Annotated in this window: 31 protein-coding genes and 1 riboswitch; of the genes, 5 read left to right on the top strand and 26 right to left on the bottom strand. The window is 45.7% G+C overall.

The genetic code is table 11. The annotated features are described in order from the left end of the window. From ACMXYO_RS15850 to moaA, 4 genes are all read right to left on the bottom strand, one after another. Positions 1 to 1,113: a 1-acyl-sn-glycerol-3-phosphate acyltransferase gene (locus ACMXYO_RS15850; RefSeq protein WP_415886103.1), complete on the bottom strand. Its 1,113-nt coding sequence runs from the start codon at positions 1,111 to 1,113 to the stop codon at positions 1 to 3. A gap of 77 nt (positions 1,114 to 1,190) precedes the next feature. After that, positions 1,191 to 2,405 (bottom strand): gephyrin-like molybdotransferase Glp, encoded by a 1,215-nt coding sequence (glp, locus tag ACMXYO_RS15855; RefSeq protein WP_415886104.1) that lies wholly within the window; start codon positions 2,403 to 2,405, stop codon positions 1,191 to 1,193. A gap of 9 nt (positions 2,406 to 2,414) precedes the next feature. Then, on the bottom strand, positions 2,415 to 2,951 hold the full coding sequence (moaB, locus tag ACMXYO_RS15860) for a molybdenum cofactor biosynthesis protein B (protein ID WP_415882711.1): 537 nt from the start codon (positions 2,949 to 2,951) through the stop codon (positions 2,415 to 2,417). A gap of 52 nt (positions 2,952 to 3,003) precedes the next feature. Continuing rightward, a complete protein-coding gene (gene moaA, locus ACMXYO_RS15865; RefSeq protein ID WP_415886105.1) occupies positions 3,004 to 4,008 on the bottom strand; it encodes a GTP 3',8-cyclase MoaA in 1,005 nt (334 codons plus the stop codon). A 95-nt stretch (positions 4,009 to 4,103) separates the two neighbouring features. Between moaA and ACMXYO_RS15870 the strand changes: the two genes are divergently transcribed. Continuing rightward, positions 4,104 to 4,481 carry a SirB2 family protein gene (locus ACMXYO_RS15870; protein ID WP_415886107.1) on the top strand — a complete coding sequence of 126 codons (378 nt, stop codon included), beginning with the start codon at positions 4,104 to 4,106 and terminating at the stop codon, positions 4,479 to 4,481. 21 nt (positions 4,482 to 4,502) lie between these two features. Here the strand turns inward: ACMXYO_RS15870 and rfbD are convergent, their stop codons facing one another. Continuing rightward, entirely contained in the window at positions 4,503 to 5,414 is a 912-nt protein-coding gene (gene rfbD / locus ACMXYO_RS15875; protein ID WP_415886109.1) for a dTDP-4-dehydrorhamnose reductase, read from the bottom strand. Between the two features lie 377 nt (positions 5,415 to 5,791). Next, positions 5,792 to 5,880, top strand: a riboswitch (cyclic di-GMP riboswitch). A gap of 13 nt (positions 5,881 to 5,893) precedes the next feature. Between rfbD and ACMXYO_RS15880 the strand changes: the two genes are divergently transcribed. The 3 genes from ACMXYO_RS15880 to ACMXYO_RS15890 all read left to right on the top strand — a co-directional run bounded on the left by ACMXYO_RS15880 (position 5,894) and on the right by ACMXYO_RS15890 (position 11,324). Beyond that, positions 5,894 to 8,224 carry a hypothetical protein gene (locus ACMXYO_RS15880; RefSeq protein ID WP_415886110.1) on the top strand — a complete coding sequence of 777 codons (2,331 nt, stop codon included), beginning with the start codon at positions 5,894 to 5,896 and terminating at the stop codon, positions 8,222 to 8,224. A gap of 72 nt (positions 8,225 to 8,296) precedes the next feature. After that, positions 8,297 to 10,045, top strand: a complete 1,749-nt coding sequence (locus ACMXYO_RS15885; protein ID WP_415886111.1) for a type I secretion system permease/ATPase — start codon at positions 8,297 to 8,299, stop codon at positions 10,043 to 10,045. Then, entirely contained in the window at positions 10,023 to 11,324 is a 1,302-nt protein-coding gene (locus tag ACMXYO_RS15890) for an HlyD family type I secretion periplasmic adaptor subunit (protein ID WP_415886112.1), read from the top strand. Before ACMXYO_RS15885 ends, ACMXYO_RS15890 begins: the two co-directional genes overlap by 23 nt. A gap of 131 nt (positions 11,325 to 11,455) precedes the next feature. Here the strand turns inward: ACMXYO_RS15890 and grxC are convergent, their stop codons facing one another. Both grxC and ssb read right to left on the bottom strand, forming a co-directional pair. Beyond that, complete coding sequence (gene grxC, locus ACMXYO_RS15895) at positions 11,456 to 11,695, bottom strand: glutaredoxin 3 (RefSeq protein ID WP_415886114.1); 240 nt, start codon at positions 11,693 to 11,695, stop codon at positions 11,456 to 11,458. 206 nt (positions 11,696 to 11,901) lie between these two features. After that, positions 11,902 to 12,459, bottom strand: a complete 558-nt coding sequence (gene ssb, locus ACMXYO_RS15900) for a single-stranded DNA-binding protein (RefSeq protein WP_415886115.1) — start codon at positions 12,457 to 12,459, stop codon at positions 11,902 to 11,904. Positions 12,460 to 12,645: 186 nt separating this feature from the next. Between ssb and uvrA the strand changes: the two genes are divergently transcribed. Further along, a complete protein-coding gene (gene uvrA / locus ACMXYO_RS15905; RefSeq protein ID WP_415886117.1) occupies positions 12,646 to 15,474 on the top strand; it encodes an excinuclease ABC subunit UvrA in 2,829 nt (942 codons plus the stop codon). 39 nt (positions 15,475 to 15,513) lie between these two features. Here the strand turns inward: uvrA and ACMXYO_RS15910 are convergent, their stop codons facing one another. From ACMXYO_RS15910 to rpsQ, 19 genes are all read right to left on the bottom strand, one after another. After that, on the bottom strand, positions 15,514 to 16,182 hold the full coding sequence (locus ACMXYO_RS15910; protein WP_415886118.1) for an acyltransferase: 669 nt from the start codon (positions 16,180 to 16,182) through the stop codon (positions 15,514 to 15,516). A gap of 115 nt (positions 16,183 to 16,297) precedes the next feature. After that, positions 16,298 to 16,687: a 50S ribosomal protein L17 gene (gene rplQ, locus ACMXYO_RS15915; RefSeq protein ID WP_415886120.1), complete on the bottom strand. Its 390-nt coding sequence runs from the start codon at positions 16,685 to 16,687 to the stop codon at positions 16,298 to 16,300. A gap of 39 nt (positions 16,688 to 16,726) precedes the next feature. Continuing rightward, positions 16,727 to 17,731, bottom strand: coding sequence for a DNA-directed RNA polymerase subunit alpha (locus ACMXYO_RS15920; RefSeq protein ID WP_415882720.1), 1,005 nt, complete (start codon positions 17,729 to 17,731; stop codon positions 16,727 to 16,729). 24 nt (positions 17,732 to 17,755) lie between these two features. Then, positions 17,756 to 18,376 carry a 30S ribosomal protein S4 gene (gene rpsD / locus ACMXYO_RS15925; RefSeq protein WP_415882721.1) on the bottom strand — a complete coding sequence of 207 codons (621 nt, stop codon included), beginning with the start codon at positions 18,374 to 18,376 and terminating at the stop codon, positions 17,756 to 17,758. Between the two features lie 15 nt (positions 18,377 to 18,391). Then, a complete protein-coding gene (gene rpsK / locus ACMXYO_RS15930; RefSeq protein WP_415882722.1) occupies positions 18,392 to 18,781 on the bottom strand; it encodes a 30S ribosomal protein S11 in 390 nt (129 codons plus the stop codon). Between the two features lie 25 nt (positions 18,782 to 18,806). Beyond that, the gene (gene rpsM, locus ACMXYO_RS15935) at positions 18,807 to 19,163 is read right to left on the bottom strand and encodes a 30S ribosomal protein S13 (RefSeq protein WP_415882723.1); all 357 of its coding nucleotides are present in this window, start codon (positions 19,161 to 19,163) and stop codon (positions 18,807 to 18,809) included. A gap of 147 nt (positions 19,164 to 19,310) precedes the next feature. Beyond that, positions 19,311 to 19,427 (bottom strand): 50S ribosomal protein L36, encoded by a 117-nt coding sequence (gene rpmJ / locus ACMXYO_RS15940; RefSeq protein WP_007021200.1) that lies wholly within the window; start codon positions 19,425 to 19,427, stop codon positions 19,311 to 19,313. A 20-nt stretch (positions 19,428 to 19,447) separates the two neighbouring features. Further along, complete coding sequence (gene secY / locus ACMXYO_RS15945) at positions 19,448 to 20,776, bottom strand: preprotein translocase subunit SecY (RefSeq protein ID WP_415882724.1); 1,329 nt, start codon at positions 20,774 to 20,776, stop codon at positions 19,448 to 19,450. After that, the gene (rplO, locus tag ACMXYO_RS15950) at positions 20,777 to 21,211 is read right to left on the bottom strand and encodes a 50S ribosomal protein L15 (RefSeq protein WP_415886121.1); all 435 of its coding nucleotides are present in this window, start codon (positions 21,209 to 21,211) and stop codon (positions 20,777 to 20,779) included. A gap of 16 nt (positions 21,212 to 21,227) precedes the next feature. Next, on the bottom strand, positions 21,228 to 21,407 hold the full coding sequence (gene rpmD, locus ACMXYO_RS15955; RefSeq protein ID WP_297309705.1) for a 50S ribosomal protein L30: 180 nt from the start codon (positions 21,405 to 21,407) through the stop codon (positions 21,228 to 21,230). Between the two features lie 6 nt (positions 21,408 to 21,413). Next, positions 21,414 to 21,914, bottom strand: coding sequence for a 30S ribosomal protein S5 (gene rpsE, locus ACMXYO_RS15960; protein ID WP_297309703.1), 501 nt, complete (start codon positions 21,912 to 21,914; stop codon positions 21,414 to 21,416). A gap of 11 nt (positions 21,915 to 21,925) precedes the next feature. Next, a complete protein-coding gene (gene rplR, locus ACMXYO_RS15965; RefSeq protein WP_415886122.1) occupies positions 21,926 to 22,276 on the bottom strand; it encodes a 50S ribosomal protein L18 in 351 nt (116 codons plus the stop codon). 13 nt (positions 22,277 to 22,289) lie between these two features. Beyond that, positions 22,290 to 22,823, bottom strand: a complete 534-nt coding sequence (gene rplF / locus ACMXYO_RS15970; RefSeq protein WP_415886124.1) for a 50S ribosomal protein L6 — start codon at positions 22,821 to 22,823, stop codon at positions 22,290 to 22,292. A gap of 13 nt (positions 22,824 to 22,836) precedes the next feature. Then, positions 22,837 to 23,229: a 30S ribosomal protein S8 gene (gene rpsH / locus ACMXYO_RS15975; RefSeq protein WP_415882729.1), complete on the bottom strand. Its 393-nt coding sequence runs from the start codon at positions 23,227 to 23,229 to the stop codon at positions 22,837 to 22,839. Positions 23,230 to 23,309: 80 nt separating this feature from the next. Next, on the bottom strand, positions 23,310 to 23,615 hold the full coding sequence (rpsN, locus tag ACMXYO_RS15980; protein ID WP_415882730.1) for a 30S ribosomal protein S14: 306 nt from the start codon (positions 23,613 to 23,615) through the stop codon (positions 23,310 to 23,312). Positions 23,616 to 23,627: 12 nt separating this feature from the next. After that, on the bottom strand, positions 23,628 to 24,167 hold the full coding sequence (rplE, locus tag ACMXYO_RS15985; RefSeq protein WP_415882731.1) for a 50S ribosomal protein L5: 540 nt from the start codon (positions 24,165 to 24,167) through the stop codon (positions 23,628 to 23,630). Positions 24,168 to 24,178: 11 nt separating this feature from the next. Continuing rightward, positions 24,179 to 24,493, bottom strand: coding sequence for a 50S ribosomal protein L24 (gene rplX, locus ACMXYO_RS15990; protein ID WP_415886125.1), 315 nt, complete (start codon positions 24,491 to 24,493; stop codon positions 24,179 to 24,181). A 102-nt stretch (positions 24,494 to 24,595) separates the two neighbouring features. After that, on the bottom strand, positions 24,596 to 24,964 hold the full coding sequence (gene rplN, locus ACMXYO_RS15995; protein ID WP_007021360.1) for a 50S ribosomal protein L14: 369 nt from the start codon (positions 24,962 to 24,964) through the stop codon (positions 24,596 to 24,598). Between the two features lie 74 nt (positions 24,965 to 25,038). After that, a complete protein-coding gene (gene rpsQ / locus ACMXYO_RS16000) occupies positions 25,039 to 25,302 on the bottom strand; it encodes a 30S ribosomal protein S17 (RefSeq protein WP_292949289.1) in 264 nt (87 codons plus the stop codon).

A 25,302-nucleotide genomic window follows, 5' to 3' on the forward strand; every position in this document is an offset into this window, starting at 1 on the left:
CTACTCCTGTGTTTGCGTTGCCTGATTTAGAACAGGATTAGCGTACATCTGACGAAGAATATCCTGCGCACCGCCTTCAACACTGTTAATACGTGCTTCTAAACCAGCCTTCTGATCAGCAGTAGCATCATCACTATGACCTGCCGCAATCAGATTAGATGGGTGCAAATAGTAATTTTCATGAATTTGACGATCGATCTCAGCCGCTAGCTCTTCAGGTGTATCAAAGTCAGCATCGATAGGATCACCAAAAGCGACATGCACATGCCCCTTATCACCCGTAATGCCTTTCACAATACTTGCGATATCTTCGTACTGAGACTTTTCATAAACACCATCTGTTGCCTTCGCATGCAGCTCATTCGCTTTTAAGGCGTCACATGGATCGTATTCATAAGAGATAGAAACCGGCACAATATTCAAACGCTTAGTTTGCTCAGCAAAACTACGCGATTTTCGATGCGCCATATAAAGCATCTTCAAAATGGCTGGGTCTGTCGCATCATTCCCATCTTTTGCACGGCCTTCTCGCTGTGCTAACCAGATAGAATGACCACCTAAGATACTGTGATCGATATAAGAAGATAGCTGCGTTAGCGCTTTCATCATTTCACGCCCTGTTGCAGAACGATTAACGATAAAGCTCTTATTCAAACGCATAATGTCTGAAACATAAGGCTTACGAAGCAGGTTATCACCGATCGCAATCCGAACTGTATCCATGCCGTACTGATGGCGAACCCAATTGACGAATGCTGGGTCCATTGCGATATCTCGGTGGTTTGAGATAAACAGGTAGGATTCTTCAGGATCAAGCTCATCTATACCACTACAAGTCAGCTTAGTGGTCGAACGGCCAATCATCTTCTTCATATAGCTAGCCACCAGCATCTGAAACTCATAGACACTGTCGATCTCACCAATCTTGGCAGCCAAGGCAATACGAACAAATGGTTTTAACAACCATCCGATACTCGAGGATAATTTAGGAAACTGGTAACGCGTAACAGCGGTCAGGAATTCATCATTGTGAAGAATATTAAGGAGTGCATCCGCCACTTCACTATCGTTGAACGGTCTGATCTCTTTATACGGATCCTGCTGATCTGTCATTCTTTCCTCGAAAGCTCTACTAAAAAGGCCGTTATTTTACCGTTTTCTCACGCAAACTTCAGGGAAATTAAATGTAATTAACCGAGAAGTTCAGAAAACGGGATGAATCCGACCAAATCACCCTCTTCTACAACTGTCTGAGGAGGAATAACAGCAATACCATTCGCCCAACTAGCAGACATCAATACACCGGAACTCTGATTTGCAAACGGCTGTAAACGCCCATCCTCAAACCGAACTCGCAGATATTCTTGGCGCTGAATAGCTCGCTTTCTCTGGAAGCCCGCAGGCACTGACAGCTGCAGTGGCGGTTCGAATGAAGCACCCTGCAACTTAAGCAAGAAGGCCCTCGCCAACAAACAGAACGTTATCAATGTCGACGTTGGATTGCCCGGTAAACCAATAAATGGCGTACCTTTGACCTGCCCATAGGCAACAGGTTTTCCTGGTTTGATCTTGATCTTCCACATATCCAACTGACCAAGATGCTCAACACAAGATTTGACATGATCCTCTTCACCCACAGAAACACCACCAGTACTGATGATGGCATCTGCCGATGCAGCCGCTTTTTCCAATGCGGCTAGCGTTGCTTCACGTGTATCTGCAACACAACCTAGATCAACAACCTCCATACCTAAACCCTGTAATAGCCCAGTCAGGATATAGCGATTAGAGTTATAGATCTGCCCTGCACAAAGAGGAATACCCGGTTCCACCAGCTCATCACCTGTGGATAAGATCGCAACCTTGAGGCGCTTATAAACAGAGACAGAAGACAAGCCTACCGACGCTAATATCCCTAGATCAGCTGCTTGTAAACGCGTACCTACTGCGAGTACCTGACTACCAGCCAAAATATCTTGGCCTGCTCTACGAACGTTATCCCCAACAGGCACATCTGCAGGAAAAACAACCTTATCTCCCTCAAGGCGAACATCTTCCTGCATAACAACTGCATTGGCACCTTGAGGAATCTCAGCTCCAGTAAAAATTCGCGCACAAGTACCTGCAACTAGAGGCTGCGGGGGCGTACCTGCAGGGATTCTCTGGCTCCTTTCTAAGCTTGTCTTAGCACCCAAATCAGCCGTATTAATTGCGTAACCATCCATACTGCTATTATCAGCTGGAGGGACTGAAACAGAAGCAACTGTAGCTTCAGCTAATACGCGCCCTAAGGCCTCTGCAACTGGCATAGCCTCAGTCTCTACAGAAACATTTGCTCCAGCCAAAAGACGTTGCAGCGCTTCTTCGAAAGGGATCAATCCAGGTTGAGAATCACAGCTTCCCATCTTCTTACCTTAAGCGTTATCTTCTTGATGCTTCATGATCAGCGAAGCGAAATTACAAGGCTTGTGACGATGATCTAACTGCTGCGCAATCACATCATCCCAACCAGTACGGCAAGCACCCGTAGAGCCTGGTAGACAGAAAATCACTGTTCCATTTGCAAGCCCGCCTAGCGCTCTGGACTGAATGGTCGAGGTACCGATCTGACCGGCTGAAACTTGACGGAAAAACTCACCAAACCCTTCAATAGATTTATCAAATAGTGGTGCCATTGCTTCCGGCGTAGAATCACGACCAGAAAAGCCTGTACCACCTGTAGAGATAATCACATGAATATTTGAATCGGCAATCCAACGAGAGGCAACTGCTCGCATCTGATAGACATCATCTTTAACAATTTCACGTGCACCAAGTACGTGACCTGCAGCCTCTAAACGATCAACCAACGCTTGCCCAGAGGTATCTGATTCAAGCGTGCGAGTATCGGACACAGTTAACACGGCAATATTTAGCGGAATAAATTCTGCTCTGGCAGGAGTATGGGACATGAGTATTTTCCTTAATAAGAAAGCGCGGGAACAAGGATAACGATGAGCTCGTTTAGCCCCCTGTCATATTCATAAAACGGATGATTTGCGGTTCATCGTCTAGATCAAATTCGTGCTTCTCAGGCTTCAGATCCATGGCATCAATAATAACCTGTTTCAGCTTTTCCTGATCATTCGGGTGAGCACGCAAGGTATGCAGAAGATCAACAGAGTGTTCGTTACCCAAACAAAGCAACAAACGCCCTTCAACAGTTACCCTGACGCGGTTACACTCAGAGCAGAAATTATGACTGTGCGGCGAGATAAAACCAACACGGCTTTCAGTATCTGCCATTCGATAATAACGGGATGGACCAGCAGTACGTTCAGTGGTTGGTTGCAGCTGATACTGCTGCTCAATAATGTCGCGGACTTCATCACTGGAACAATAGACTTCAGCACGATCATGCTCAGAGATCTGCCCTAAAGGCATCTCTTCTATAAAGCTAACATCAACACCTTTTTCTCGCGCAAAGTTAACTAGATCAAGCACTTCATCATCATTGCGACCTTTCATCACAACCGCATTTAGCTTGATTCGATCAAATCCTGCTGCAACAGCTGCATCTATACCTGCAAGCACTTGGGTCAATTTACCAGTCCGCGTCATCGCTTTAAAACGATCTTCTCGCAAACTATCAATACTGATGTTTAACCGGTTAACCCCAGCATCCTTTAAATCTTGAGCCATCTGCACAAGTTGAGAGCCATTAGTGGTAATCGCAAGCTCAGCATCTAATTGGCCTACACTGCGCATCAGTTTCATCACATCACGACGCACCAGCGGCTCACCACCTGTTAAACGGATCTTCTTCACCCCCAGGCTCACAAACACTTGGGCGATCTGATTAATTTCTTCAAGGGTAAGTACTTGAGCATGAGGCAGGAAAGACATGTCTTCCCCCATGCAATAAACACAGCGAAAATCACATCGATCAGTCACTGACAGACGGATATAATCTACCGTTCTGCCAAATCGATCTACCAGCGCTTGAGAATCTTTTTTATTATTGGTCATGAATTTTCAATGCAGCTATCACTTATAATTTGAACGCTCTAAAATAGCACAAAATCTTTTCAACAGCATTTAGACCAATTCTCATAGGAAACCTAATGTACTTTGCCATTAAGCACATTCACTTAACCTGCGTCGCACTAAGCTTTGTATTATTTATTCTTCGTGGCGGCTTAGCGCTATTTTGCCCAGAAAAACTAGAAAAACGCTGGTTAAAGATCGTACCACATATTATTGATACCGCACTGCTGGTCAGCGCACTAACGCTCGCAGTAATGATTGAACAATATCCATTTGTTCATCACTGGGTAACAGCTAAAGTCATCGCTTTGGTGGTGTATATTGGTTTAGGAACAATCGCTATCAAACGCGGCAAAACGAAGGCAATTAAAGCAACAGCACTAGCAGGCGCGCTGTTTGCTTTCATGTACATTGCAGCCGTAGCGGTTTCTAAATCCCCAATCCCTTGGGGTTAAAAAGCCTCTAGCACTTGGCGGCTAGGATGATGGATAGATATCTCGCATCAACCATTGCAACTCCTGTCGCCAAGGTCTCTGCCTAATCCCAAATACGCTCAATAATTTCTTACACATCAAAACAGACGTATTTGGGCGTAACGCTTCTGTGACGTAATCTTTACTCGATACTGGGACCAACTTTTCCACATCAAAATTTTCGTACTGACCTGCAGCAATCAGAATCTCTTTACAGAAATCATAGCGATTGATCACCTCAGCTCCACAGTAATGGTAAGTACCCCAGGCATCTGCACCATTATGAATTTGCTTTAGCATAGCGAGAATAACTCGGGCGACATCGGATGCAGAAGTAGGACAGCCCTTACGATCCGTTACTGCTTGTAGTTCAGATTGTTTCTTAGCTGCCTCAAGGGTTCGCAAAACAAAGTTGTTACCCTGTTCGCTAAACAACCAACTGACACGCAAGATAATATGTTTAGGCAAAGCCTGACGAAGTCGCTCTTCACCTTGCCACTTACTATCACCATAGATTCCTAAAGGTGCGACTTCATCCTCTTCGGTATAACCGCTGGCATAGTGACCATCAAATACGTAATCCGTGGATAAATGGAACATTGGGATAGACAGATCACCACAAGCAAACGCTAAGGCCTCTACTGCATCAGAGTTAACCGCATAACAAAGCTCTGATTGTGACTCCGCTTCATCAACATCATCAAACGCAGCGCAGTTCACAACATAATCCGGTAGATGATGAGCCAGTTGCTCAGAGATCTGCTCTGAATCAGTAACATCTAACTGAGATTTTCCCAAAGCAACAACTTCAAAAAAGCTATCTGCTTCCACAGCACGCGTCAGCGCACTCCCAACTTGCCCATGAGCTCCGGTAATTAAAATTTTGATCGGCTTTAAAAGTAGATCCAGTGCCATTTTCAAACTCTCCAGTAATCCATCATAACTGAACGAGTCCAAATGCTTGCAACTTTGGCATTGCGTGCTCCCCCACCATGTACAACTAATCAAAATATACCGCAATCTCCCAGCATCGAGAAGCATACCTTTCCTCTAGCCACTTCTGCGGAATACATTTCCGTAACAAAGAACATACTAAAAACCATACATGCGTTTGAATTCAAACAAGCATACCCATATAAAAAATACGTATAACAACAAATAACCATTACCAACAAGCTGTTTATTAAAGAAAAACCAACCAATATTCAGCATAACTAAGATTTAATGTGTTTGACATAAACAAAATATCACCAAATACTGTTTGAAAACTTAAAGGATAAATTCCTTTTCTCGACGATAAACGGCAAACCATTGGAAACAATGAGACGCAAAGCCACCGGCCTACCACTCAAAAAGGAGTCAAGGCAGCGGAGCTACCGAATGGAGAAGCTATCATGGCTAAAAAATCTAGTGGTAAATCCCCTTTACCTTCTAAATCTGACCTTTCAATCGAACCCGAATCCGCTTTCGATCTATTTGAAGAAGAATCCTACTTTGATTTTTCTGACGAAACAGAAAGCGAAACAGCTCCAGAGACTGAACTAGTCGCTGATGAAAGCTCAGAAGCAGAAAGCCTCGCTTCTTCATCCTCAACAGATTCAGCTCATACTGAAAGCGCCACACCTGAGGATGAAAAAGCCAGTGACAAATACGTAGATCATGCAGAAGCTAAACCGTCTTCATATGTAAGCAGTAGCGCAACCACTGAAGCCAGCACCACAGAATCCACACCTGAGGTGGTATATGGCAGCGGCAGCGATGATGTGATCGAAACATCCGCAGCAGATCATTATGTAAAATCAGGTCATGGTGATGACAGCATTTCCTCTAAAGGCGGCGATGACTTTATCAAGGCAGGAAAAGGAAATGACAGCGTAATCAGCAGCGATGGCAACGATGTACTGGATGGCGGTCACGGTGATGACCTGCTGGACGGCGGTGCTGGCAACGATATTTTAAACGGTGATAAAGGCAACGATTCATTAATCTACACCCTTTCAGAAAACACCGGTGCGACTGATTTTTACGATGGCGGCAAAGGCAGTGACTCATTAGTGCTGCGTCTTAGCAAAAGTGAATATGCTGAATATGAGGCCGAACTAAATCAGCTGGAAGAATGGATTGCAGACAACTCAAACCCTATTCGCTCCACCAGCAAGCAGTTTAACGATGCCAGCCACAATAGTGCACAACACCCTGTATTTGAAACTTCATTTGGCCTAACGCTACGAAACTTTGAATCTCTTGAAATTGAGATTACAGATCCAGAAACTCCTGAAGTTGAACTACCTCCAGTAGAGAGTGAAATTGAAGCGACTATCACTGGCGAAGGCCCTATCCCACTGAAAAACGTCGACGTTTCTTTAGTTGAAGGCTCTCAAATCACCTTTGATGTTGAAGTGAGCGTTGAAGAGCTACCAGCAAAATATGACGTATTCATGCTGCATGATCTTTCTGGCTCCTTCTGGAACGATCTACCTAACGTTCAGGCTCAATTCTCAGGTTTATATGACAGTCTAACTGCCGACGCTGATGTTGCCTTCGGTGTAGGCAGCTTTGTCGATAAACCAATGGAAACCTTTGGTTCAAGTTTCGACTATGTCTACAACACTGATCTAAGTGTCACCTCCGATAAGGAAACCATTCAAACAACATTGGATAACCTTCACACCTCCTCTGGCTGGGATTGGCCAGAATCACAGATGGAGGCCCTAGTACAAACCGCTCTTCGAGAAGATGAAATTGGATTCCGCGACGGTGCCCAAAAGTTTGCCGTGCTATTCACTGATGCGCCATACCATAAAGAGGGTGATTACGAGACCACATCAGTTTACGACAGCGAAACGGGCACAATGACAAGCGTTGCAGTTGCTGACAACGATTATGATACCGAGTTTGAAGTCGAAGATTACCCAGATCCAGCCGTAGTTGGTCGCATGCTGATTGATGCAGGTGTCACTCCAGTCTTTGCAGTAACAGCGCCATATATCGACATGTACCAACAACTGGTGGATGAATGGGGTGTCGGCATAGTTACCGAGCTAACCTCTGATAGCTCTAACATTGCAGACGCAATAACTAACGGCATTACCGAAGCACCTCTTAACCTTGAGCTTGAGGCTCTGGGCGATGACTATGGGTTTGTATCCAGCGTTGAACCTCCAATCTACGAAAACGCCGAGCCTGGCAGCTATAACTTCACGGTGACCATGGAGATCCCTGAAGAGAGTGAAAGCTATTCCTCTGACAGCATCACTCTTGAAGTAACCGGATATGGTGAAGTAAATGTTAACGTCGAAATTGATCAGATCGATATTACTGGCGATAGCACTAACGACATATTAACGGGTGATGCTGGCCCTAATGCCATCTACGGCATGGAAGGTGATGACACCCTGATTGGTACCGGCGGCAGTGACCAACTGTTCGGTGGCAGTGGGCATGACACCCTCACTGGCGGTCTAGCAGACGATGAGCTGACAGGGGGTGCAGGAGACGATGTCTTTGTTTTTGCCAGTGGCGATGGCAGCGACACTGTGACCGACTTCTCGGAAGGCGATCTTCTTGACCTACGAAGAGTAAGTAGTATTGAAAACTTTGCGGATGTTGAAGCTGCTGCAACTCAAGTTGAAGCCGATACAGTGCTGGACTTTGGCAACGGCGACAGCATTACCTTGTTAGGCGTTAATGCCGAAACACTGTCTGAAGACTCTCTAATTATATAGCCCCCTTACCAGAGGGAATCCGCCCTTACCGATTCCCTCTGGTTCCTTTCCCCGCTATCCCGGAGAGCTACTATGACTTCTTCATCCCCCAAGACAGAAAGTTCTTTTATAAAAAGCACGTTGTCGAAAATCAAAGGCGGCTTAAAAGCTGTGCTCTTATTCAGTTTTTTTATCAATCTACTGATGCTGGCTGCCCCACTGTACATGCTACAAGTATTTGACCGCGTTTTAGGTAGCGGCAGCACTGACACTCTGATCTTCCTCAGCATCGCAACCATACTGGCCATTGCCACTTTAGCTGGCCTAGAACTTACTCGTGGCAGAATCATGCTTAAGCTCGGCATCTGGCTAGAGCAAAACCTAACTCCCAATGTTTTTACACAAAGCATTATGGAAGCTTCACGTAATAGCAAAAGCCAAACAGCCCAAGGTTTACGTGACGTCGCAATTTTAAGAAATTTTTTAACCGGTTCTGCCATTTTCCCAATCATGGATATTCCATGGCTGCCTATATTTTTGGGTTTTATCTATCTGCTTCATCCCCTGCTGGGCATCATCGCAACCGCAGGCGCCCTGCTGTTGTTTAGTCTAGCGGTCCTGAACGATCTACTCTGCCGCAAACAATTACAGTCATCATCAAATGCATCTATAACCGGCCTGCAACAAGCGGAATCAGCCCTACGCAATGCCAATGTCGCTACAGCAATGGGGTTTACAGACAACTTGGTTAATCGTTGGCAAAAACAAAATACAGAAACACTTTATCACCTTGCCGAAGCAAGCAAGATTTCAGGACTACTTACCTCTGCATCCAAATTTATTCGCTTAGCTGTGCAGATAGCCATCATGGGGGTTGGCGCTTGGCTGGTTCTTGCAAGTGAAATGACGGCTGGTGCAATGGTAGCGGGCTCAATACTGCTTGGCCGAGCCTTAGCCCCTGTCGACCAAGCAATGGGATCATGGAAAAATGCCATCGCAGCAAAAAGCGCCATGACCCGCCTAGAAACCCTCTGCGAAATAACAAAACCAGCAGAAACCGGTATTCAATTACCCGATCCTCAAGGATCGGTAAAAATAGAGAATATGGTGTTTGCATATAGCCGAGAAAGCGAACCAACCTTTAGAGGCTTAAACCTGAAGCTCCAAGCAGGCGAATCCCTGGGCGTCATTGGACCGACAGCTTCAGGCAAATCAACCCTAGCAGAACTGCTCACAGGAAACTTAATACCTGAATCCGGTCATATCCGGTTTGATAGTGCCGATATACATCGCCTGAACTCAGCGGATAGACGCCAGCTAATCGGTTATCTGCCACAAACAATTCAACTATTCCCCGGCACCGTAAGTGAAAACATCGCCTGCATGGGTGAGATCGACGCCGACGCCGTCGTCAAAGCAGCACAACTGGCCAATCTGCATGACACTATCCTTAGCTTGCCAGAAGGATACGAAACGGAGATTGGAGAATCAGGCACCGTGCTCGCTGGAGGTCAGAGACAACGCCTAGCCCTAGCACGTGCCCTGTATGCCAATCCTAAACTACTGGTATTGGATGAGCCCAACGCAAGCCTAGATTTTTCTGGTGACGCTGCGCTAATCAATAGTTTGAAGTCCCTAAAACAACAAGGTGCGACCAGCATCATCATTACCCATCGCCCTAGTATTTTAAAACACGCCGATAAAATTTTGGTGCTGTACCCAGGCGGTAAGTACGAAATTGGTAGCAGAGAGCAGATGTTTAAAAAAGTAACCGCCTCTGATAACACCCAACAACAAACAACAGCACAGGAGAAGACTCATGCAAACATCCGCCCTGTCTGAAAACAACGGTCCTGATTTTAAGAGCTCGTTATTGTGGGGTTTTGGCACCCTTGCAGTATTCCTTGCCTCATTTTTTATCTGGTCGATCACAGCCAAGCTGGATAGCTCTGCTATCGCCCCTGGTATTATTTCTGTCGAATATGGTCGTAAGACTGTAGCCCACCTTGAGGGCGGGATCGTCGGCACACTCCAAGTAAAAGAAGGCGAGCAAGTAAAAGCAGGCCAAGTATTAATTACCCTTAACAATGAAAATTCACTGGCGACTTACCAGCTTCTGAAAGACCGGATACTAGTCGCCCAAGCACTAAAAGCGCGACTGGATACAGAGTACAAAAGCCTAACCCATATTACTTTTCCAGATTCCCTACACGCTGATGGTGATAAAGAAGCTCTGGAAGCAATCCTAAATAGCCAACGCAAAATATTTTGGTCGCGCCAAGAAAGCTTGAACACAAAGAAACAGATCCTAACGCAACGAATCACCCAATTAGGCTCAGAAATAAAAGGTATCGAAGGGCAACTTAATAGCGAACTTAAACAGTCCCAACTACTCCACCAAGAATTGCGACTGGTTGATAAGATGTATAAAGAAAAAGTAGTTGATAAGCCTCATTGGCTGCAAGTTCGCCGCAAGACCCATGAAATTGATGGCAAAATCAATATGCACCGTGCGCAGATTGCCAAAGCTGAACAAAGCATTGGTGAGACTGAGCTAAAAATTCTTGAGATCGATTCAAACCATAATAAAGAGGTAGCAGAGGAACTCAGAGCAGTTGAATCCGAACTATTGGACCTAAACAATCGTCTCCAAGCAGCACTCGATGTTCACAACCGTAGCACAATCAAGGCACCAATTGATGGCATTGTCGTTGGCTTAAAAATCAATACCCCTGGAGGCGTAATCCTTCCTGGTGAGCCACTATTAGAAATAGTCCCTGATCATGAAGGACTGATTATTGAAGCCAAAGTAAACCCTAATGATATCGATGTTGTCCATCAAGGCATGCTCGCGCAGATGCGGTTAACCGCGTTCAATCAGAGAACCACCCCTCTGCATCAAGGTACAGTTGAGACCATTTCAGCAGATCACCTGACAGATGAGCTCACTGGGGAAAACTACTACTTAGCCAGAATTAAGCTCGATCAAGCTCAATCCAGCCAATTACTAAGACCCGGTATGAAGGCAGAAGTGATGATTATCACCGGTGAACGCACCTTTATGAATTACTTATTAGAACCGATTACCAATAGCTTCAATAAAGCATTCCGAGAAACATAAAGATAGATACCCTCAAAGCACATTGCCATTGAGGGTTTCCATCACTAACTGGGCAAAGGACTTTCGCTAAAGGAAGTTAACAACCCACACAGGAACAATGCAGACCAGCTGTCTAATTTACCCTTAGGCTTTTACTGCTTTCTTTGCGTTTTAATATACGCCGAGAAGTCATCAAAGCCTCCTATATGCTGATCGTTTATAAAAATTTGAGGCACGGTTTTACGTTGAGTTCGTTGCACCATTGCCGTCTTCAACTTTGGCTTACCGGTTATTTCAATTTCTTTGAAACTCCAACCTAAATTTTTCAATAAGCGCTTAGCTGCAATGCAGTATGGGCAATAACTCATGGTATAAATTTCGACTGACGGCATCTTTTAACTCCTAAAAATCATTCTGTGTGTATTTATGCTGTCACTAAATTTACCCGTAAAACCTCAGCTATAGGCCTCCAAACATCCACAGTAACCGTCCAAGCATCCAAAATAGATTTACGCTCTCAGCCAAGCCCTGTGAGAGCCCTAAAACGAAAAAACCTCGCAATGCGAGGTCTTTGTCGATCTATCCAGCTCTACAAATATTAGAACGGAATGTCATCATCAAAATCATCAAAACCTGGTGCAGCTTGAGGTGCAGGCGCCTGTTGCGGTGTTGGAGCAGGACGCTGCTGAGGAGCTTGCTGAGGCGCAGCTTGTGGAGCCATCTGTGGCGCCATTTGAGGAGCCGGTGCTTGCTGCTGTTGTGGCTGTTGTGCATAACCACCCTGTTGCTGCTGAGGAGCATAGCCACCTTCGTTACCGCCGCGACTATCAAGCAACTGCATTTCGCTTGCTACGATCTCAGTAGTGTAACGATCCTGACCACTTTGATCCTGCCATTTACGGGTACGCAACGCACCTTCAACGTAAACCTTGCCGCCTTTGCGCATATACTCGCCAGCGATCTCCGCTAGACGGTTAAAAAATACCACACGGTGCCATTCAGTACGCTCTTGCTGCTGGCCCGTCTGCTTATCTTTCCATGATTCAGACGTTGCGATGGTTACATTAGTTACAGCATTGCCATTTGGCATATAACGTACTTCTGGATCTCCACCCAGATTGCCCACCAAAATTACTTTATTAACACCACGTGCCATTTTCTTTCTCCAAAAATCTTCTCTCACGTCAGATTGATAAACCTGCGCGTATAACACTCAAGCTTAACATGCGATCACCCTCTCGCCCACTCTTATCCCATAGAGATTTTATCGTTTAGAAAAGCTACAGCGGCCACGAAAAATCTCTATAATGGGATGTTTTGTTTTCCACATCTGAGAGCCATTATGGATAAGATTCAGGTCCGGGGTGCGCGTACCCACAACCTTAAAGATATTGATCTGGAGATCCCCCGAGACAAACTCATTGTTATTACAGGGTTATCCGGCTCAGGTAAGTCTTCACTGGCATTTGATACGCTCTATGCAGAAGGTCAACGCCGCTATGTTGAGTCTCTCTCGACCTATGCTCGTCAGTTCCTATCGATGATGGAAAAACCTGATGTCGATCATATCGAAGGCTTATCCCCTGCTATTTCGATTGAACAGAAATCAACATCTCACAACCCGCGCTCGACTGTTGGTACTATCACCGAAATATACGATTATCTACGCCTATTATTTGCCCGTGCAGGTGAACCACGCTGTCCGGATCATGATCTACCACTTGCAGCGCAAACAATCAGTCAGATGGTGGACCAAGTACTTGAGCTTGAGCAAGGCAGCAAATTAATGCTGTTAGCACCTGTAGTACAAGGCAGAAAAGGTGAGCACTTACACACTATAAACAATCTGCGCGCTGAAGGTTTCATTCGCGCCAGAATCGATGGAATTGTCGTTGACCTTGATAGCGCACCAGAGCTAGATAAGAACAAGAAGCACGATATTGAAGTGGTTATTGACCGTTTCAAAGTACGCGATGACCTACAGACCCGCTTAGCCGAGTCATTCGAAACAGCACTTAACCTCAGCGACGGCATTGCCAAAGTCGCTTATATGGATGGTGACGCTGACGAATTAATCTTCTCTGCTCGCTTTGCCTGTCCAGAGTGCGGACATAGTATTCAGGAACTCGAACCGAGACTGTTTTCTTTCAACAATCCACATGGTGCTTGTCCAAGCTGTGACGGCTTAGGGGTTAAGCAATATTTTGATCCCTCTAAAGTAGTTCACGATTCAAACCTGACCCTATCCGAAGGGGCGATTAGAGGCTGGGATCGCCGAAGCTTGTATTATTTCCAGCAGCTTAAAGCGGTAGCAGAGCAATACGGGTTTGATATGGATACTCCATTCAAGTCCCTGAAAAAATCAGAACAAGATCTAATTTTGAATGGTAGCGGCAAAGAAACCGTCACTTTCCGTTACCTAAATGATCGCGGCGACATCATTAATAAGGCACACCCATTCGAAGGTGTTCTAAATAACTTACAACGCCGCTATAAAGAAACCGAATCCGATACCGTTCGTGAAGATCTAGCCAAATATCTAAATATGCAGCCATGCTCGTCCTGTAACGGCAGTCGCTTACGTCGCGATGCGAGGCACGTATATATTGATCAGCAGACACTTCCTGATATCGTTAAGAAACCGATTGGAGAGAGTTTAGAGTACTTTGAGAATCTTCATCTAACAGGTAAACAAGGTGAGATCGCTGAAAAGATTCTCAAAGAGATTCGAGAACGCCTAAGATTCCTTGTCAACGTAGGCCTCGAGTACCTATCTCTAGATCGTAATGCGGATACTCTATCAGGTGGTGAAGCACAACGAATTCGTCTGGCAAGTCAGATTGGCGCTGGCCTTGTTGGCGTTATGTACATTCTAGATGAACCTTCGATCGGCCTGCACCAACGGGACAACGAGCGACTGCTCAAAACACTAGTTCACCTAAGAGACTTAGGTAATACAGTCATCGTTGTTGAACACGATGAAGACGCTATTCGTCTTGCCGATTATGTCATTGATATAGGCCCTGGTGCCGGTGTGCATGGCGGACAAGTCATTGCGGAAGGTACGCCAAATGAAGTCATGGCAAACCCCGCCTCTATAACAGGTCAGTATTTAACAGGCACTAAAGAGATCGCTGTGCCTCAACAGCGTCATCCTGCTGATAGCAAGAAACAGCTATGTCTTAACGGTGCTAGCGGTAACAACCTAAACAATGTCGATCTTAAGATCCCTGTAGGCTTACTAACCTGCATTACCGGTGTATCTGGCTCTGGCAAATCTACTCTGATCAATGGCACGCTATACCCTATAGCGGCCACAGAAATGAATAATGCTACAACCTTAGATCCAGCACCGCATCAATCTATCGAAGGTATCAAGCATTTCGACAAGGTTATCGATATTGATCAAAGCCCGATTGGGCGTACCCCACGCTCAAACCCAGCAACATATACAGGTATTTTCACACCCGTACGTGAACTATTTGCTGGTACACAAGAGGCGCGCTCTCGAGGCTATAAGCCGGGTCGCTTTAGCTTTAACGTCAAAGGTGGTCGCTGTGAAGCTTGTCAGGGTGATGGTGTCATCAAGGTAGAGATGCATTTCCTACCTGATGTATATGTGCCTTGCGATGTCTGTAAAGGCAAACGCTACAACCGTGAAACGTTGGAGATAAAATACAAAGGCAAGAATATCCATGAAGTATTAGATCTTACGGTTGAAGATGCACGAGAGTTCTTCGATGCTATTCCAGCACTGGCTCGTCGCCTACAGACCTTAATGGATGTTGGTTTGTCCTATATCCGTTTGGGTCAAGCTGCAACAACACTATCTGGTGGTGAAGCTCAGCGCGTAAAACTAGCCAAAGAGCTATCTAAGCGTGATACAGGTAAAACCCTGTATATCCTTGATGAACCGACTACAGGCCTACATTTTTACGATATTCAGCAATTACTGAACGTACTCTATCGTTTGCGCGATCACGGCAACACCATAGTTGTGATTGAACACAATTTGGATGTAATCAAAACAGCCGATTGGATTGTAGATTTAGGACCTGAGGGCGGCGTTAAAGGCGGAATGATCATTGCCGAAGGCACACCTGAAGAAGTTGCTGAGAACCCAGCTTCGCATACAGGTAGATTCTTAAAACCAATGCTTAACCTGAAATAAGCAGGATAAGCATTTACATAAAATAAGCGAAAATATTGTTTAATGTTGCCAGTTAACACCTTTTTTGATTTTCTTTGAAGGTGCTCCAGCAATAATAACATCTTTCTCGGCAATTGATCGCGTTACCGTAGTATTTGCAGCAACTATACAGCCATCTTCAATCACAGAATTCTTCAATACAAAACTTCTTGCACCAAGCCAGACATTGTTACCAATAATAACTTTATCTTCAAGATTAATCTGATTCCCAGATTGATCTAAAATCGCATGCTGGTCGGTATCCATAATGACGGATTCCCAAGCGAACATACAATCATTACCGATACACATCTGCTTTTTGCAAATAATAGTGCTGTCACCAGTGGAGATAAAATTGCCACCTAGATCAAGGTTCCCAGTCACGATTAGACGCGTCCCTTTTCCTATCTTGACTTTACCCTTAACTGTGACTAGACCATCTATCTGGAGCATTGTTCGGCTGTAGCGATAGTCGATCATATTTGCCCCAGTAAAGCCGATTCGAACTAAGCCTGTTTTAACCTTATCTAACTTAACTCTGCCATTTAATGAGATGAGTTTAGTTTTATTAGAGACAATAATAGGAAGCTTAATGGCTTGCTTAAAAGGTAATAAATGTAAGTTAACGTACAAACTTTTTGGAATTGCAGCTAAGTAGCGGAACAACTTAATCAATTTATCAGTATTCATTACACCTAAAACCTATCTACGAACAAGCAATATGAAGGGTAATAGTAATGTCTTTACTAAATTTCAAGCAATAAAAAACCCGGCATAAAGCCGGGTTTTTTTAGATCAAGAAATCTTAATCTTCTGCTTCGTCAGCAGCTTCTACAGCTGGACGATCAACTAGCTCAACGTAAGCCATTGGAGCGTTGTCACCTGGGCGGAAACCGCACTTCAGGATACGAACGTAGCCACCAGGACGCGTGTTGTAACGCGGACCTAGTTCGTTGAACAGTTTACCAACAGCAACTTTGCTGCCAGTACGTGCGAATGCCAAACGGCGGTTCGCTACAGTGTCGTTTTTAGCCAGTGTAATCAGTGGCTCTGCATAGCCGCGCAGTTCTTTAGCTTTAGGCAGAGTTGTACGAATCAACTCGTGCTCAAACAAAGATACTGCCATGTTTTTAAACATAGCTTTGCGGTGCGCACTGGTACGGCTTAATTTACGACCAGATTTACGATGACGCATGATAAATCCCTACCAAACCAGTCAGTTGTTATCGCCGAATCAGGAAGCGACTTTATCGTCGTTCTTCAGGCTAGCCGGTGGCCAGTTCTCAAGACGCATGCCAAGGGACAAGCCCTTAGATGCAAGTACGTCTTTGATCTCTGTCAACGACTTCTTACCCAAGTTCGGAGTCTTAAGCAGTTCAACCTCTGTACGCTGAATCAAATCACCAATATAGTAGATCTGTTCTGCCTTCAGACAGTTGGCGGAACGTACAGTCAGCTCCAGATCATCTACAGGACGCAGAAGAATTGGATCAATTTCCGGCTCTTCTGGTTCATCCTTAGCTTGATCAGCACCATCTTCAAGGTCAACAAACACAATAAGCTGTTGCTGAAGGATAGTAGCCGCACGACGGATAGCTTCTTCTGGATCAATGGTACCGTTAGATTCGATATCAATAACCAGTTTATCCAAGTCAGTACGTTGCTCTACACGCGCGCTTTCTACTACGTAAGAAACGCGACGTACTGGGCTGAAAGTAGCATCCAGCTGTAGACGACCGATTGCACGAGTCTCTTCTTCATCAGAAACACGCAGATCAGCTGGAACGTAACCACGGCCACGACCAACAGTTAGCTGCATGTTTAGACTCGCACCTTCATTAAGGTGAGCAATAACGTGGTCCGGGTTAGCGATTTCAACATCCTGATTCAGTTGAATATCACCAGCAGTTACAGGACCTGCTTCAGATTTGCTCAGAGTCAGGGTTACTTCGTCGTTGTTGTGCAACAACACTGCAACCCCTTTCAGGTTCAGGAGGATCTCAATTACATCTTCCTGAACACCTTCAATTGTGCTGTACTCATGCAAAACGCCTTCAATCTCAACTTCTGTTACGGCACAACCCGGCATAGAAGATAAAAGAATGCGGCGTAATGCATTGCCCAGCGTATGGCCAAATCCACGCTCAAGTGGCTCTAGAGTCACTTTAGCGCGCGTTTTGCTGATTTCTTGTACGTCAATATGACGTGGACTTAGAAACTCATTTACCGAACGCTGCATATTTCCACCAAATTAAAGTTAAAATTACTTCGAGTACAGCTCTACAATTAGCTGTTCGTTGATATCTGCGGACAGATCAGAACGCTCTGGAGTGGCTTTGTATGTGCCTTCCATTTTTGCAGCGTCTACATCAACCCACTCAACTGCTGCACGTTGGCCAGCTAGTTCTAGAGCGTTTTTAATACGCAACTGAGATTTAGCTTTTTCACGTACTGCTACAACATCACCTGCTTTAACTTGGTAGGAAGCGATATTCACAACCTGACCGTTAACAGTGATTGAGCGGTGAGATACGATCTGACGAGATTCGGCACGTGTAGAACCGAAACCCATGCGATATACAACATTGTCCAAACGACCTTCTAGCAGTTGCAGAAGGTTTTCACCTGTTGCACCGCTACGACGAGCCGCTTCTTTATAATAACTGCGGAACTGACGTTCCAGTACGCCGTACATACGACGAACTTTCTGTTTTTCACGTAGCTGCAGGCCGTAGTCGGATAAACGACCGCGACGAGCGCCGTGAACACCAGGGACAGTCTCAGCTTTACACTTGCTGTCCAGTGCGCGAACACCGCTCTTTAGGAAAAGGTCTGTACCTTCCCTACGAGACAGTTTGCACTTTGGTCCAAGATAACGAGCCATATTACCGTCTCCAGATTAAACGCGACGTTTCTTCGGTGGACGACAACCATTGTGAGGGATTGGCGTCACGTCAGTGATATTTGCAATTTTGTAGCCTACAGAGTTCAGAGCACGAACCGCTGATTCGCGACCTGGTCCTGGGCCTTTTACAAATACGTCTAAGTTTTTCAGGCCATATTCTAATGCAGCCTGTCCAGCGCGCTCAGCCGCAACCTGAGCAGCGAAAGGGGTACTCTTACGAGAACCACGGAAGCCGGAGCCACCCGCAGTTGCCCAAGAAAGAGCATTACCCTGACGATCGGTAATTGTAATGATCGTATTGTTAAAAGAAGCGTGGATGTGGGCGAACCCATCCGCTATTTGCTTCTTCGCTTTTTTGCGTGTGCGATTACCTGGCTTTGCCATATTCGGAATTCCTATCGCTTACCACTTATTTACGGATCGGCTTACGCGGGCCTTTTCGAGTGCGCGCGTTAGTTTTACTACGCTGACCGCGAACCGGAAGGTTACGACGGTGGCGAATGCCGCGGAAACAACCAAGGTCCATCAAACGTTTGATGCTCATGGATACTTCACGACGTAGGTCGCCTTCAACAGTAAATTTAGCAACTTCTCCACGAACGATGTCCAATTGCTCATCGGACAAATCAGAGATCTTAGTAGTCGGTGCAATACCGCAAGTTTCTAAGATCGCAGACGATGTCGTGCGGCCAATACCGTAAATGTAAGTCAGAGAAATTACCGCATGCTTATTGTCAGGAATGTTGACTCCAGCTATACGGGCCATTCTATTACTCCGTTTAATAAAAGGTGTTTGTTTAAATTATCAAACACCAATAAAAATTTGTTCTGTTCGCAGAAGGCGCGCAATAATACACATTGATTAAAATTAAATCAAGTGTTGCACACCATCTGCGCCCAAATCAGGGATTAATTAACCCTGACGCTGCTTGTGACGCGGCTCTACTTTACAGATCACACGTACTGAACCGTTACGACGAACGATTTTGCAGTTACGACAGATCTTTTTAACAGATGCACGTACTTTCATGATCTACTCCAGTTGTGGCCTTAGCGCGAAAGTCCTGCGCCGCCACCTTTGAGATTAGATTTCTTCATCAGGGACTCGTACTGATGTGACATCAGATGAGACTGAACCTGCGCCATAAAGTCCATCACGACAACTACGACGATCAGGAGTGAGGTGCCACCGAAATAGAACGGTACATTCGCTGCGACTACTAGGAACTGAGGCATCAAAGATACAGCAGTAATATAAAGCGCACCGAACAAAGTCAATCGGCCCAACACGGTATCAATGTAACGTGCGGATTGATCACCTGGACGAATACCCGGAATAAAAGCACCTGATTTCTTCAGGTTATCTGCTACGTCCTTAGGATTGAAAACAATCGCTGTGTAGAAGTAGCAGAAAAATATAATTGCGACCGAGAATAGCAAAATGTATAGCGGCTGACCTGGGCCAAGCGCTAATGCAACATTTTGCAGCCAATCCATGCCTTCACTCTGACCAAACCATTGGCCCATAGAGGCAGGGAAAAGCAAAATACTGGATGCAAAAATCGGCGGAATCACACCAGCCATGTTGACCTTCAATGGAAGATGGCTAGATTGTGCCGCGAACACACGATTACCCTGTTGGCGTTTAGCGTAGTTAATGGTGATACGGCGTTGGCCGCGCTCCATAAACACAACAAAGCCAACTGTAGCAATCGCTAGTACAGCAATAGCTAACAGCGCAAGGATGTTTAAATCACCTTGACGCGCTGCTTCAAAGGCCTGTCCGATCGCACTTGGCAAACCGGCAACAATACCAGCAAAGATCAGAATGGAGATACCGTTACCGATACCACGCTCTGTCACTTGCTCACCTAACCACATTAGGAATACTGCACCCGCTACCAAAGTGACAACAGCTACAAAATAGAAGCTAGCATCCGCGGTAAACGATACACCTTGATTGGCTAGGCCTACGGCCATACCAAAGGCTTGTACAGTTGCAAGCGCTACAGTCCCGTAGCGAGTGTACTGGTTAATCTTACGACGACCAGCCTCACCCTCTTTCTTTAACTGAGCCAAGGTAGGGCTAACTACCGTCATCAACTGCATAATAATCGATGCAGAGATGTACGGCATGATACCCAATGCCAAGATACTCATACGCTCCAGCGCACCACCGGAGAACATGTTAAAGAGACTCAGGATTGTGCCCTGGTTCTGATCAAATAATGCGGCCAGACGATCTGGGTTGATACCCGGTACAGGAATATGTGCACCGATACGATAAACAACAATCGCCATCAAAACGAAAAGTAGACGAGACTTAAGCTCACCTAGTCCGCTTTGGTTGCCCGCTGGTATAGGTCCTTTTTTAGCCATTTACGCCTCGACTTTACCGCCAGCAGCTTCGATAGCAGCCTGTGCACCTTTGGTCACTTTCAGACCTTTAACAGTGACAGCCTTATTGATCTCACCAGACAAGATCACTTTAGCAGTTTTGATTTCCTGCTTGATGATGTCTGCTGCTTTTAAAGCATCTAGATCAATTACTTCAGCTTCGATCTTAGCAAGTTCGTTCAGACGAATCTCTGTAACGTAACGAGCAATACGAGAAGTAAAACCGAATTTCGGCAGACGACGCTGCAAAGGCATCTGACCGCCTTCAAAACCTGGTTTTACAGAACCGCCTGAGCGGGATTTCTGACCTTTGTGACCACGGCCACAAGTCTTACCCAAACCGGAACCGATACCACGACCAACACGTTTAGCCGTTTTACGAGAACCTTCAGCAGGGCTTAGAGTGTTCAGACGCATGTTTTGAACTCCCTTATTAGTCTTCTACCTGAAGTAGGTAGTTAACTTTGTTGATCATGCCACGTACAGATGGAGTATCTTCTACTTCAACTGTGTGCCCAATACGGCGTAGACCTAGACCCTTAACGCACAATTTGTGGTTAGGAAGAGTACCGATAGGGCTACGTACTAGTGTTACTTTAACAGTCTTAGCCATTGTCGATTACCCCAGAATGTCTTCTACGGACTTACCGCGCTTAGCAGCTACATCTTCCGGAGACTTCATTGCAGCAAGACCTTTAACAGTCGCGCGTACAACGTTAACCGGGTTTGTAGAGCCGTAGCACTTAGCCAGTACGTTATGGACACCTGCCAATTCTAGTACTGCACGCATCGCACCACCTGCGATTACACCAGTACCTTGAGATGCAGGCTGCATGTAAACTTTAGAAGCACCATGACGTGCTTTAATTGGGTACTGCAACGTGTCGCCGTTTAGTTCAACTGAAACCATGTTACGACGAGCTTGTTCCATTGCTTTTTGAATAGCAGCAGGAACTTCACGAGCTTTACCACGACCGAAACCTACACGACCTTTACCGTCACCAACTACAGTTAGTGCTGTAAAGCCGAAGATACGACCACCTTTTACTACTTTAGCGACGCGGTTAACCTGAACCAGCTTTTCCTGCAGATCGCCGTCTTTCTGTTCATGATTTGACATATTCGATCCCTTTAGAATTCCAGGCCGCCTTCGCGGGCTGCATCAGCCAAAGCTTTAACACGACCGTGATACTGGTAACCAGAACGGTCAAATGCTACTTCAGATACGCCAGCTTCTTTAGCACGCTGAGCGATCAATGCGCCTACTTTTTCAGCTGCTGCAACGTTACCGCCAGCAGATTCACGCAGATCCTTTTCTACAGTAGATGCAGCTGCAAGAACTTTAGCACCATCTGCAGAGATAACCTGAGCGTAGATGTGACGCGGTGTGCGTGTAACGCACAGACGTGTTGCACCTAACTCACGCATTTTAAGGCGAGAGCGGCGAGCACGACGAATACGAGATTGTTTCTTAGCGTTCATAACCCTGCCCTATTTACTTTTTCTTCGCTTCTTTACGACGAACATACTCATCAGCATAACGAACACCTTTACCTTTGTAAGGCTCTGGTGGACGGAACGCACGAATCTCAGCAGCAACTTGACCTAGAACTTGCTTATCAGCGCCTGAAAGGATGATAGTGGTTACATTAGGCGTTTCTGCTTTGATACCTTCTGGTAGGTCGTAGTCGATTGGGTGCGAGAAACCTAGGTTAAGGTTCAGCGTGTTGCCTTTAGCAGCAGCACGGTAACCAACACCTTGTAGCTCAAGAGTTTTCTTGAAGCCTTCTGACACACCAACAACCATGTTGTTAACCAGTGAGCGTGTAGTACCGGACAAGGAAAGAGACAGCTTGGAAGCTTCACGAGCTGTGAAGTTCACAGAACCTTCTTCTAGAGCAACACCAACAGTTGGGTGAACGTCTAGTGAAAGTTGGCCGTTTTTACCTTTAACATTGACAGTCTGACCGTCAATCTTAACTTCAACACCTGCAGGTACGATAACAGGGCTTTTTGCAATACGTGACATATTGAAATACCTCTTAGAATACCGTGCAGATTACTTCGCCACCAACGCCAGCACTACGTGCAGCGCGGTCAGCCATTACACCTTTACTTGTAGAGATAATCGCTACACCCAGACCACCAGATACTTTTGGTAGTTCGCTTGCGTTCTTGTAGATACGCAGACCTGGACGACTAACGCGTTTGATCTCTTCAATTACCGGCTTTCCTTCAAAGTATTTAAGCTCAATGTTCAGAACCGGTTTTACGTCGCCTTCTACTGCGTAGTCAACGATGTAACCTTCGTCCTTAAGAACTTTGGCAATTGATACTTTTACTTTGGAAGACGGCATAGATACGGCCTGCTTTTCAGCCATATGACCGTTACGAATACGAGTAAACATATCCGCTAGAGTATCTTGCATGCTCATGCATTTACTTCCTCTTGTGCAGCACAGTGCGGTACCCAAAGGGCCGGACCACTGCGCTTACCGTTATACAAACTGGTGGATTACCAGCTTGCCTTTTTCAAACCTGGAACATCACCGCGCATCGCTGCTTCACGCAGTTTAATACGGCTAATACCGAATTTACGGTATACAGCGTGTGGACGACCAGTAATCTGGCAACGACGCTGCTGACGAGATTTGCTTGAGTCGCGTGGTAGCTTCTGTAGAGCGATCACTGCATCCCAAACTTCGTCTTCAGATGAATTAGGGTTGTTGATAATTGCTTTTAGTGCAGCACGCTTCTCAGCATACTGTGCAACAAGCTTCGCACGTTTGTCTTCACGTGCCTTCATTGATTCTTTAGCCATGATGTATGCCTATCACTTACGGAACGGGAAGTTCAGGGCAGCCAATAGAGCACGACCCTCATCATTGTTCTTAGCAGTTGTAGTGAACGTAATGTCCATACCACGCATCTTATCAACCTTATCGAATTCAATTTCAGGGAAGATGATCTGCTCTTTAACACCCATGCTGTAGTTGCCACGACCGTCGAAAGATTTCGGGTTTAGGCCACGGAAGTCACGGATACGTGGGATAGAAATATCTACCAAACGGTCCAAGAATTCCCACATACGCTCGCCACGTAGTGTTACTTTACAGCCGATTGGCCAACCTTCACGAACTTTGAAGCCCGCGATAGATTTACGTGCCAAACATACAACTGGCTTTTGGCCCGCAATTGCAGTCATATCTGCAACAGCGTTCTCAAGCATTTTCTTATCGCCCAACGCTTCACCAACACCCATATTTAGAGTAATTTTAGTCAAACGTGGAACTGCCATTACGTTAGGGCAGTTCAGCTCATCTTTAAGCTGCTGCTTAACGGAATCGTTATAAAGCGCTTTTAATCTAGACATGATATCTCCCCTTATCCGCCAATTACTTCGCCGGTAGACTTGAAGATACGAGTCTTAGTGCCGTCTTCAAGAACTTTGAAGCCTACACGATCGCCCTTACCAGTCTGCGGGTTGAAGATCGCTACGTTAGAAACTGCAATAGCAGCTTCTTTCTCAACGATGCCACCTGCTTTACCCAACATTGGGTTCGGCTTAGTGTGCTTCTTCACCATGTTGATACCAGAAACGATCAAACGATCGTCCAGAACACGCATGACTGTGCCACGCTTGCCCTTGTCTTTTCCTGCGATGACAATTACTTCATCGTCACGTTTAATTTTGCGCATAATTTACCTATATCGCTTCCTGCTACCCTCTCATGCTCAAAAACGCCAACACCTTCCGGTGTTAGCGTTTTCACATAAACCGAACAGTATATTGTTCGATCTTTATAGCACTTCAGGCGCCAGGGAAATGATTTTCATGAACTTCTCTGAACGAAGTTCACGCGTCACTGGGCCGAAGATACGAGTACCGATTGGAGCGTCGCTCGCATTCAGTAGAACCGCAGAGTTTGTATCAAAGCGGATTACTGAACCGTCTGGACGACGAACACCTTTACGGGTACGTACCACTACGGCGTTAAGAACCTGGCCTTTCTTCACTTTACCGCGAGGAATCGCTTCTTTAACAGTAACTTTAATAATGTCACCTACAGAAGCGTAGCGGCGGTGAGAACCACCAAGGACCTTAATACACTGCACTCGCTTAGCGCCACTGTTGTCAGCTACGTCAAGCATAGATTCAGTTTGAATCATGGTCTTACTCCACAAACATTTTTAGGCCGCCCGCAATGCGGACGGACCGTCTAATGGAGCAAAGGTGCGATAGTTTACACCTTTGCTGCACGCTCTTCAATACGAACCAACGCCCAAGATTTATTCTTAGACAAAGGACGAGTTTCTGCGATGGTAACTAGGTCACCTTGCTGGCACTCATTTTTCTCATCGTGAGCATGCAGTTTAGAAGAGCGCTTCATGAATTTTCCGTAAATCGGATGCTTCTCTTTGCGCTCAACCAGAACTGTGATGGTTTTATCCATCTTGTCGCTTACAACGCGACCAGTAACAGTTCGAGTACGTTTTTCGGCGCTCAT

It is taken from the genome of Neptuniibacter sp. QD37_6 (assembly GCF_047778085.1).
Taxonomy (GTDB): Bacteria; Pseudomonadota; Gammaproteobacteria; order Pseudomonadales; family Balneatricaceae; genus Neptuniibacter.

Coding starts and splice junctions, on each gene's coding strand:
- ACMXYO_RS15850 (WP_415886103.1), bottom strand. CDS start 1,113: ATGACAGATCAGCAGGATCCGTATAAAGAGATCAGACCGTTCAACGAT.
- glp (WP_415886104.1), bottom strand. CDS start 2,405: ATGGGAAGCTGTGATTCTCAACCTGGATTGATCCCTTTCGAAGAAGCG.
- moaB (WP_415882711.1), bottom strand. CDS start 2,951: ATGTCCCATACTCCTGCCAGAGCAGAATTTATTCCGCTAAATATTGCC.
- moaA (WP_415886105.1), bottom strand. CDS start 4,008: ATGACCAATAATAAAAAAGATTCTCAAGCGCTGGTAGATCGATTTGGC.
- ACMXYO_RS15870 (WP_415886107.1), top strand. CDS start 4,104: ATGTACTTTGCCATTAAGCACATTCACTTAACCTGCGTCGCACTAAGC.
- rfbD (WP_415886109.1), bottom strand. CDS start 5,414: ATGGCACTGGATCTACTTTTAAAGCCGATCAAAATTTTAATTACCGGA.
- ACMXYO_RS15880 (WP_415886110.1), top strand. CDS start 5,894: ATGGCTAAAAAATCTAGTGGTAAATCCCCTTTACCTTCTAAATCTGAC.
- ACMXYO_RS15885 (WP_415886111.1), top strand. CDS start 8,297: ATGACTTCTTCATCCCCCAAGACAGAAAGTTCTTTTATAAAAAGCACG.
- ACMXYO_RS15890 (WP_415886112.1), top strand. CDS start 10,023: ATGCAAACATCCGCCCTGTCTGAAAACAACGGTCCTGATTTTAAGAGC.
- grxC (WP_415886114.1), bottom strand. CDS start 11,695: ATGCCGTCAGTCGAAATTTATACCATGAGTTATTGCCCATACTGCATT.
- ssb (WP_415886115.1), bottom strand. CDS start 12,459: ATGGCACGTGGTGTTAATAAAGTAATTTTGGTGGGCAATCTGGGTGGA.
- uvrA (WP_415886117.1), top strand. CDS start 12,646: ATGGATAAGATTCAGGTCCGGGGTGCGCGTACCCACAACCTTAAAGAT.
- ACMXYO_RS15910 (WP_415886118.1), bottom strand. CDS start 16,182: ATGAATACTGATAAATTGATTAAGTTGTTCCGCTACTTAGCTGCAATT.
- rplQ (WP_415886120.1), bottom strand. CDS start 16,687: ATGCGTCATCGTAAATCTGGTCGTAAATTAAGCCGTACCAGTGCGCAC.
- ACMXYO_RS15920 (WP_415882720.1), bottom strand. CDS start 17,731: ATGCAGCGTTCGGTAAATGAGTTTCTAAGTCCACGTCATATTGACGTA.
- rpsD (WP_415882721.1), bottom strand. CDS start 18,376: ATGGCTCGTTATCTTGGACCAAAGTGCAAACTGTCTCGTAGGGAAGGT.
- rpsK (WP_415882722.1), bottom strand. CDS start 18,781: ATGGCAAAGCCAGGTAATCGCACACGCAAAAAAGCGAAGAAGCAAATA.
- rpsM (WP_415882723.1), bottom strand. CDS start 19,163: ATGGCCCGTATAGCTGGAGTCAACATTCCTGACAATAAGCATGCGGTA.
- rpmJ (WP_007021200.1), bottom strand. CDS start 19,427: ATGAAAGTACGTGCATCTGTTAAAAAGATCTGTCGTAACTGCAAAATC.
- secY (WP_415882724.1), bottom strand. CDS start 20,776: ATGGCTAAAAAAGGACCTATACCAGCGGGCAACCAAAGCGGACTAGGT.
- rplO (WP_415886121.1), bottom strand. CDS start 21,211: ATGCGTCTGAACACTCTAAGCCCTGCTGAAGGTTCTCGTAAAACGGCT.
- rpmD (WP_297309705.1), bottom strand. CDS start 21,407: ATGGCTAAGACTGTTAAAGTAACACTAGTACGTAGCCCTATCGGTACT.
- rpsE (WP_297309703.1), bottom strand. CDS start 21,914: ATGTCAAATCATGAACAGAAAGACGGCGATCTGCAGGAAAAGCTGGTT.
- rplR (WP_415886122.1), bottom strand. CDS start 22,276: ATGAACGCTAAGAAACAATCTCGTATTCGTCGTGCTCGCCGCTCTCGC.
- rplF (WP_415886124.1), bottom strand. CDS start 22,823: ATGTCACGTATTGCAAAAAGCCCTGTTATCGTACCTGCAGGTGTTGAA.
- rpsH (WP_415882729.1), bottom strand. CDS start 23,229: ATGAGCATGCAAGATACTCTAGCGGATATGTTTACTCGTATTCGTAAC.
- rpsN (WP_415882730.1), bottom strand. CDS start 23,615: ATGGCTAAAGAATCAATGAAGGCACGTGAAGACAAACGTGCGAAGCTT.
- rplE (WP_415882731.1), bottom strand. CDS start 24,167: ATGTCTAGATTAAAAGCGCTTTATAACGATTCCGTTAAGCAGCAGCTT.
- rplX (WP_415886125.1), bottom strand. CDS start 24,493: ATGCGCAAAATTAAACGTGACGATGAAGTAATTGTCATCGCAGGAAAA.
- rplN (WP_007021360.1), bottom strand. CDS start 24,964: ATGATTCAAACTGAATCTATGCTTGACGTAGCTGACAACAGTGGCGCT.
- rpsQ (WP_292949289.1), bottom strand. CDS start 25,302: ATGAGCGCCGAAAAACGTACTCGAACTGTTACTGGTCGCGTTGTAAGC.